Source organism: Eudoraea sp. (genome assembly GCF_049665975.1).
In the GTDB taxonomy this organism is placed as follows: Bacteria; Bacteroidota; Bacteroidia; order Flavobacteriales; family Flavobacteriaceae; genus Eudoraea.
Window position 1 is genome coordinate 1 of record NZ_JBATGR010000024.1, and the last position, 7,589, is coordinate 7,589.

Annotated in this window: 8 protein-coding genes; 3 read left to right on the forward strand and 5 right to left on the reverse strand. The window is 37.6% G+C overall.

Translation table 11 applies throughout. The features are described from left to right. The 5 genes from WBN20_RS00830 to mazG all read right to left on the reverse strand — a co-directional run. On the reverse strand, positions 1 to 322 hold a 322-nt coding region (locus tag WBN20_RS00830), incomplete at its 3' end, for an ArnT family glycosyltransferase (protein WP_424280370.1). Continuing rightward, positions 319 to 888 carry a phosphatase PAP2 family protein gene (locus WBN20_RS00835; protein ID WP_424272173.1) on the reverse strand — a complete coding sequence of 190 codons (570 nt, stop codon included), beginning with the start codon at positions 886 to 888 and terminating at the stop codon, positions 319 to 321. The genes WBN20_RS00835 and WBN20_RS00830, both read right to left, overlap by 4 nt. Before the next feature lies 1 nt (position 889). Next, the gene (locus tag WBN20_RS00840; RefSeq protein ID WP_424273897.1) at positions 890 to 1,117 is read right to left on the reverse strand and encodes a hypothetical protein; all 228 of its coding nucleotides are present in this window, start codon (positions 1,115 to 1,117) and stop codon (positions 890 to 892) included. 65 nt (positions 1,118 to 1,182) lie between these two features. After that, the gene (locus WBN20_RS00845; RefSeq protein WP_424273898.1) at positions 1,183 to 2,550 is read right to left on the reverse strand and encodes an MATE family efflux transporter; all 1,368 of its coding nucleotides are present in this window, start codon (positions 2,548 to 2,550) and stop codon (positions 1,183 to 1,185) included. Positions 2,551 to 2,695: 145 nt separating this feature from the next. Then, entirely contained in the window at positions 2,696 to 3,469 is a 774-nt protein-coding gene (mazG, locus tag WBN20_RS00850; RefSeq protein ID WP_424272176.1) for a nucleoside triphosphate pyrophosphohydrolase, read from the reverse strand. 104 nt (positions 3,470 to 3,573) lie between these two features. On the opposite strand from mazG, the gene WBN20_RS00855 reads away from it, so the two are divergent. Genes WBN20_RS00855 through WBN20_RS00865 form a run of 3 tightly spaced genes read left to right on the forward strand, consistent with a single transcriptional unit; the run spans position 3,574 to position 7,499 of the window. After that, complete coding sequence (locus tag WBN20_RS00855) at positions 3,574 to 4,410, forward strand: sugar phosphate isomerase/epimerase family protein (RefSeq protein ID WP_424280371.1); 837 nt, start codon at positions 3,574 to 3,576, stop codon at positions 4,408 to 4,410. A gap of 30 nt (positions 4,411 to 4,440) precedes the next feature. Next, the gene (locus WBN20_RS00860; protein WP_424274816.1) at positions 4,441 to 5,799 is read left to right on the forward strand and encodes an Nramp family divalent metal transporter; all 1,359 of its coding nucleotides are present in this window, start codon (positions 4,441 to 4,443) and stop codon (positions 5,797 to 5,799) included. A 50-nt stretch (positions 5,800 to 5,849) separates the two neighbouring features. Continuing rightward, a complete protein-coding gene (locus WBN20_RS00865; protein ID WP_424280372.1) occupies positions 5,850 to 7,499 on the forward strand; it encodes an N-acyl-D-amino-acid deacylase family protein in 1,650 nt (549 codons plus the stop codon). The last annotated feature ends 90 nt before the right edge of the window (positions 7,500 to 7,589 follow it).

Consider the following 7,589-nt stretch of genomic DNA (forward strand, 5'->3'; position numbering starts at 1 on the left):
CCGTATTATACAGTAGCTTACCTAAACCAAAACAACTATAGGCTCCTAACAAAGTGGCCAGGATAGCCGGAATCCGATAGGCCCAATCGTAAAGACCGAAAATTTTAAAAGAAATGGCCGCAAGCCAGTAATGCATATGAGGTTTATCTAAATACTCCTCCGGACCTTTGAACAAATTTATAAAGTCGTTTTCCTGTACCATTCGCATTGCCATAACTGCAAACTGAGCGGAATCATATTCAAAAAGTGTTACGAACATTCCCGCCAGATATACCAGGATAATGAGGAAGAGAAAAAACCAATACTTCGTATTTGAGATCATATACGATATTTGTGAATTGCAAAGATATATAACTTAGCAAATAGCCACCCAAAGATTGCTCCTACGGCCATCCCTGTAATAATATCGAGTGGAAAATGAACTCCGATATATATTCTGCTATAAGAAACAAAAACGGCCCAAACAATTAAAAAGACACCAACATATTTATAGGTAGAGCCAAAAAGAAAAGTAAAGAATAATGCCAACGCAGAAGTATTGGCGGCATGAGCAGAAAAATAGCTAAATCTTCCACCACAATAGCCTTTTACCAGGCGCATTACCTGGCTTATCTCAGGATCATAACAGGGACGTAAGCGTTGAACACCATATTTAAAAAAATTAGATAATTGATCGGTAACTGTAATCAATAAAACCACGCTGATAACCAGAAAAATCATTTTCTTAGCCCCATATTGCTTAAATGAAAGTATTAGCAGTAAAAAATACAAGGGAATCGCACTCCACTTATTGGTAAGAAACATCCAAAAACCATCCCATTCAGAAGTTCCCAGTTTATTGAGAAAAAGGAATACTTCCTTGTCTAGATGTACTAATTCTTCTAACATCCTAATCTTCGTATCTTCCTATTTCCCTATCATAAAATGCGGTAGCCGCTTCAATTAATTTTTCCGCTTCAGAAGACAATTCTTTTTCATCTTCGGTCGTGAAATCTTCGAGCCATTCTACTTCATCATTTTCCAAGTTGATTATGAATCTCGGGTATTCTGTGTGTACAATAAAAATGGCGGTAGGATAATCAGTATTATCACCAAGTAAAAACTTTGGAAATTGCATAGATCAATTCAATTGTTAATTTATCAGGTTACGAAATTTACCAATGATATTAAAAAGTTTAGCTCTTAAGAATTAATAAGTTGTTTGGTTAATTTGTTAAATCGAATATACAACATAATTGCCGATGCCGTTAAACCCGACAGCAATCCTATCCATATGCCTGTACTTTTTAATTCGGTATGCAAACCCAGATAATAGCATATGGGAAAGCCTATCAACCAATATGCAATTAGAGTAATAAAGGTTGGAACTTTTACATCCTGTAAACCTCGTAAAGCTCCAAGTATAACAACCTGAAGACCATCTGAAATCTGAAAAAAAGCTGCAACCAGGAGTAATTCTGACGCAAGTAAAATTACTTCCATATTGTCCATCTGGTTAGCCGGGTCGTTCACATCCAGGTAAATAGTTGGAAACCAATGTCGTCCCAGAAGGAAAAGTAATGCGAAAACAACTTGCAATATAAATGTCAGGAAAAAAATAGACTGCGCAATTCGTCTTAATTCCGCAAAATTCTTTAGCCCTTTCTGATTTCCAACTCGGATCATTGCAGCAACTCCAAGTCCCATACCAAACATGAATGTCATGCTGCTCAGATTTAATGCTATCTGATTAGCAGCCTGTGGATTTTTACCTAATACTCCACTCAGCCATATTGCTGCCGTGAATATAGCCACCTCAAAAAACATCTGTAAAGCAGATGGGAAACCAAGATTGATAATCTTGTGAATTACCTTTTTTTCAATTTTTTTAAAATTAAATCCTGTAACATAATCGTGAAACTTTTTCTTTTTCTCCAATAAATACCACAGCATTATCAACATTATTATTCGTGCAGCCAGAGTACCAATGGCAGCACCAATAATTCCTAGTTTTGGAAAACCGAATGCACCAAAAATCAATAGATAATTCAGTACAATGTTAACCACATTAGCCACAATAGTTGCATACATTGGATATTTGGTTTGAGACAAACCTTCAGAAAATTGCTTATAAGCCTGAAACATAACCAGCGGAACTAATGAAAAGGCTACTAAATCTAAATAAGGTATAGATAATTCTACCACCTCAGGGGGTTGGTCCATTAAATAGAGTAACGGTTTCCCCAATTGAATAAGGCCAAAAAGAACTAATCCAAGTATGGTACAAAGCAGCAAACCGTGCTTTAATGCACTTTTCCCACCAGCCTTATTGCCAGCACCATCAGCCTCGGCAACCAATGGCGTAATTGCCGTTGAAAAACCTATACCCAAAGACATTGCTATAAAGACAAAACTATTTCCCAAAGAAACGGCGGCTAATTCTGCAGTACCCAATTGCCCCACCATAATATTATCGGCAAAGGCAACAAAAGTATGCCCTAGCATTCCTAGTATAACAGGTACTGCTAGCCTAATATTATATCTGAATTCTTTGGTATATTGCTGCAACAAAATGTGCTGTTTTTTGGAAGCAGCAAAGATAGGATTTAGGATTGGTTTAATCAGAATATTGTAGAGCCTCTACTCCCCGTTTCAAGTATAAGGGACTCAAAATCATGATAAGTGGAAATTTTTATGATTTTGAACCTGGCAAAGCTTATATATTCTTAGCCTCCTCCCAATAGACATCCATCTCTGCAAGTGACATTTCCTTAAGTGTTCTATTCTGTTCTTTGGCCTTACCTTCTAAATATTGAAATCGTTTAATAAATTTCTTATTAGTGCGTTCCAGGGCATTTTCAGGGTTAATATCCAAAAATCTTGCATAATTGACAATCGAGAAAAATACATCTCCAAATTCAGATTCCAATTTATCCTTATTCCCGGCTTTAAATTCTTCCTGCAATTCTGACAATTCTTCTTTAACCTTTTCAAAAACTTGCTCCGGTCGTTCCCAATCAAATCCAACACCGGCAACTTTTTCCTGAATTCTATTTGCTTTGACCAATGCGGGAAGGCTATTTGGAACCCCTTCAAGAACACTTTTTTTACCTTCTGATAGTTTAATATTTTCCCAATTCCTTTTTACATCTTCTTCATTGGTAACAGTAACATCCCCATAGATATGCGGGTGTCGGTTAATCAGTTTATCACAAATAGAATTAGCAACGTCGGCAATATCAAAACTATTAGTTTCCGATCCTATTCTTGCATAAAAAACAATATGCAACAAAAGATCTCCAAGCTCATTTTTTACTTCCTTGAGATCGTTTTCCAGGATTGCTTCACCCAATTCATAAGTCTCTTCAATGGTAAGGTGCCTTAGTGTTTGTAGTGTTTGTTTTTTATCCCATGGACATTTCTCCCGGAGCTCATCCATAATAGTAAGTAACCGATCAAAGGCCTTAAGTTGTATTTCTCTTTTATTCATAGAACGAGCATTTGGGTAAAAATACAAATACCGTTGCTAAAGGTGTATGGAAAATTTAGACTAATTTAGAAGAATACAACTACCTTAATTAAAATAAGAACATCATGCAATCCAGAAGAGATTTTTTACTGCGATCTACAGTTTTTACCACCGGATCGTTACTTCTACCTTCCTTTACTTATGCACCAATTAAAACACAACGCTACGGAGTTCAATTGTATTCATTTCGGAATGAAATGGCTAAGGACGCAATTGCTACATTAAAACAAATTGCTTCTCTTGGTTTTAAGGAGATTGAAACAGCCAGGAGTCAGAAAGGCCACTACTACGGTCTAGGCCCTGCGGAGATGAAATCTGTTTGTGATGACCTGAATATGAACTTAAAGAGCGGGCACGTACATTTAGATGATAAGTGGCAACAAACTATGGAAGAAGCGGTAGAATCAGGACAAGAGTACCTTATCTGCTCCTCAATGCCCAGTAATGGACAAAATGTAGACAATTATAAAAAGGTGGCCGAAGAATTTAATAAGGCCGGTGAGGCATGTAAAAAATTGAATCTTAAATTCGGTTATCACAATCATGAATATGAATTTGAAACTGAAAACAACCAGGTTCTTTATGATGTTCTCCTCTCAAATACCGAAGCAGATCTTGTTCATATGGAATTAGATCTCGGATGGGTGGTTGTGGCTGGCAAGGACCCATTAGACTATTTTAAGAAATATCCGGGGAGATTTCCTCTATGGCACCTTAAGGATATGGACATGAATAAGAAGGAAAGTACAGAATTTGGTAAAGGCGGCCTTGATATTCCCGCAATGATGAATCATAAAAAAGCTTCAGGTGTAAAGCACATCTTCATAGAACAAGAAGAATATGCCAACAACCCTTTAGAAAGCATGAAACATAACATGGCTTATTTAAATAAACTTTCATAGAACTTTATTCACCAGGCGAATTAATTAAGCATGTCCGAATTATTAGATCCCTATTTGCTCTCCCCTGATAAAATAAAAGAACCTCCTTCAACTTTAAAAGAACGTTTTAAATTTCTGGGGCCCAGCTTTATACTTTCAGCTTCCATTGTTGGTTCAGGAGAATTAATAGCGACAACCACTTTAGGTGCAGAAGCGGGATTTATTACATTTTGGGTCATTATTGTCAGCTGTATTGTAAAAGTAGCGGTCCAATTAGAGTTTGGAAAACATACAATCCTGACTGGGGAAACAGCCATGCAGGCATTTAATAAGCTTCCGGGTCCTGTTTATGGCAAAGCCAGGTGGACAGTCTGGACGGTACTGGCTGTAATGATCATAAAACTTTTGCAAGTTGGTGGCATAGTAGGGGGAGTAGCTATAATATTAAACATTGCCATCCCGGGAATTGGTGTTCCGTTCTTTTGTTTTGTAATTGCTATAATCGTTGCCTTGATGATTTACCGAGGGTATTATTCTTTTATTGAAAAATTTTCCCTAAGCATGATAGGTTTCTTTACAATTTTCACATTTGCTTCGCTATATTTTCTAAAGTTTACACCTTATCAGATATCTTTTGAAAGCATCTGGAGCGGGCTTCAGTTTAATTTACCGAAAGAAGCCGTTGCAGTGGCCATAGGAGCTTTTGGGATAACAGGCGTTGGTGGCGATGAGATAATACATTACAACTATTGGTGCCTTGAAAAAGGCTACGCGGCTTTTACAGGTAAGAATGACAATTCTGAAGAATGGAAGTTAAGGGCCCAGGGTTGGTTAAAAGTTATGAAATTGGATGCGATTATTGCCATGTGCATATATACATCCGTAACTGCCGCGTTCTATTTACTTGGAGCAGCTGTTCTGCATGCACAGGGTTTTGTGCCTGAAGGATATGCAATGGTAGAGACTCTGTCTGCAATGTATACAGAATCTTTAGGACCTCACGCGAAATCAGCGTTTCTTATTGGAGCATTTATCACCTTATTCTCCACCCTGTTCGCTGCTTTGGCAGCCTGGACCAGACAGATTACCGATATATTTGGGCAAATAGGATGGATCAGTTTCTCTAACTTTAAACAACGAAAAAAAACGATCGCAATCCTTGCTTGGGTAATACCATTATTATGGGCCTTGCTCTTTATTTTTATTAAGTTACCGGTTTTAATGGTATTAACGGGTGGTATTGTTGGGTCTTTCCTGCTTTTTCTCGTAATTTATGCAGTGATCCATTTTAGATATTTAAGAGCACAACCTCTGTTTAAACCTGGGTTTATTTATGATCTTACACTATGGATAAGCATATTGAGTATTCTTGGTGTAGGTATTTTGGGTATTTTTAAATTATTTAGCTGAAATGAACGAGAAAAATTAAAAGAGTAAAAAATAAACAAAAAGTATATCTGATGAAATTAAAACCGATTGCACTTGCCTTTACCCTAATAAGCCTAATCATGGGTTGTGAGACCCATGAATCTTATGATCTGGTTATTAGAAATGGAATAATAGCAGATGGATCAGGAGGGCCATCATTTAAAGGAGACATTGCAATTAACGCAGATACCATAGTTGCAGTTGGAGATTTAAAAAATGCCGCTGGGGCAATGGAAATAGATGCAACAGGGCTTACCGTTGCTCCCGGGTTTATAAATATGCTAAGCTGGGCCAATGTTTCCCTGATTGAAGATGGAAGATCACAAGGGGATATCAGACAAGGGGTAACTCTTGAAGTTATGGGTGAAGGGCATTCCATGGGTCCATTAAACGAGGTTATGAAACTGGAAATGAAAGAATCTCAACAAAATATCAATTATGATATTAATTGGAGTACCCTTGGAGAATACCTGGAATATCTTGAAAAAAAAGGCGTATCTACCAACATTGCTTCTTTTATTGGGAATGGAACCTTAAGAGAATATGTAATGAATTACGAAACCAGACCCCCAAACATGGCGGAACTGGAAAAAATGAAAGAACTCACAAAACAGGCTATGGAAGAAGGAGCAGTAGGTTTGTCTACCTCCTTGATTTACGTGCCAAGCGGACATGCTAAAACGGAAGAAATAATTGAACTAGCCAAAGTTGCGGCAGACTATGGTGGAATGTATGTTTCCCATATCAGAGATGAAGAAGAAAACCTTTTAGATGCCGTTCAGGAACTAATTACTATTTCTAAGGAGGCAGGCGTACGCTCGGAAATATACCACTTTAAGGCCTCCGGAACGGCTAACTGGCATTTACTGGACAGTGCAATACAGCTGGTGGATAACGCGCGTAAACAAGGATTGCCAATTACCACCGACATGTACATGTACAATGCCAGTTCTACCGGTCTCAATATTTTATTACCCGCATGGGCAAAAGAAGGAGGGCATAACAAAACAATGGAATTGATCTCTCAACCGGCAAAAAAGAAACAGATGATTCAGGAAATAAAATTTCATGTACCGCCGGAAAAGATCCTTTTAGTTGGTTTCAAAAATAAACAAATGAGACACCTTATTGGTAAAACCCTTGCCGAAATTGCTAAGGATAGAACTATAACAGCTGCCGAGGCTGTGGTTGACTTAATACAGGAAGACGATAGCAGAATTCAGGTAGTTTACTTTTCAATGTCTGAAGAAAATATTAAAAAGAAATTGGCACTTCCCTATATGGCCATCTGTTCTGATGCAGGATCTTATACGAATGAAGGTGTGTTTTTGGAACAAAGTACACATCCAAGGGCGTATGGATCATTTGCCCGCTTATTAGGTCATTTTGTACGCGATGAAAAAGTTATTCCACTTGAGGAAGCCATTTATAAACTTACTTCTCTTCCTGCAACAAATCTAAAACTAAAAAATAGGGGCTTACTTAAAGAAGGTTATTATGCAGATGTAGTGGTTTTTGATGCCAATACAATTAAAGACAACGCTACTTTTGCCAAACCGCATCAATATGCCACGGGTATGAAACATGTATTTGTAAACGGAACCCAGGTTCTCAAAGACGAAGAACATACTGGTGCTTTCCCCGGCAGGGTTATTCGCGGTCCGGGATGGGCCGGAAATTAGTTCATATTTTTCTTTAAAAAGCAGTGTAATGAAACAATTAAACGCAATACTGTTCTTACTTATAGCTTTTAGTTGTATAGCCCAAAAAAC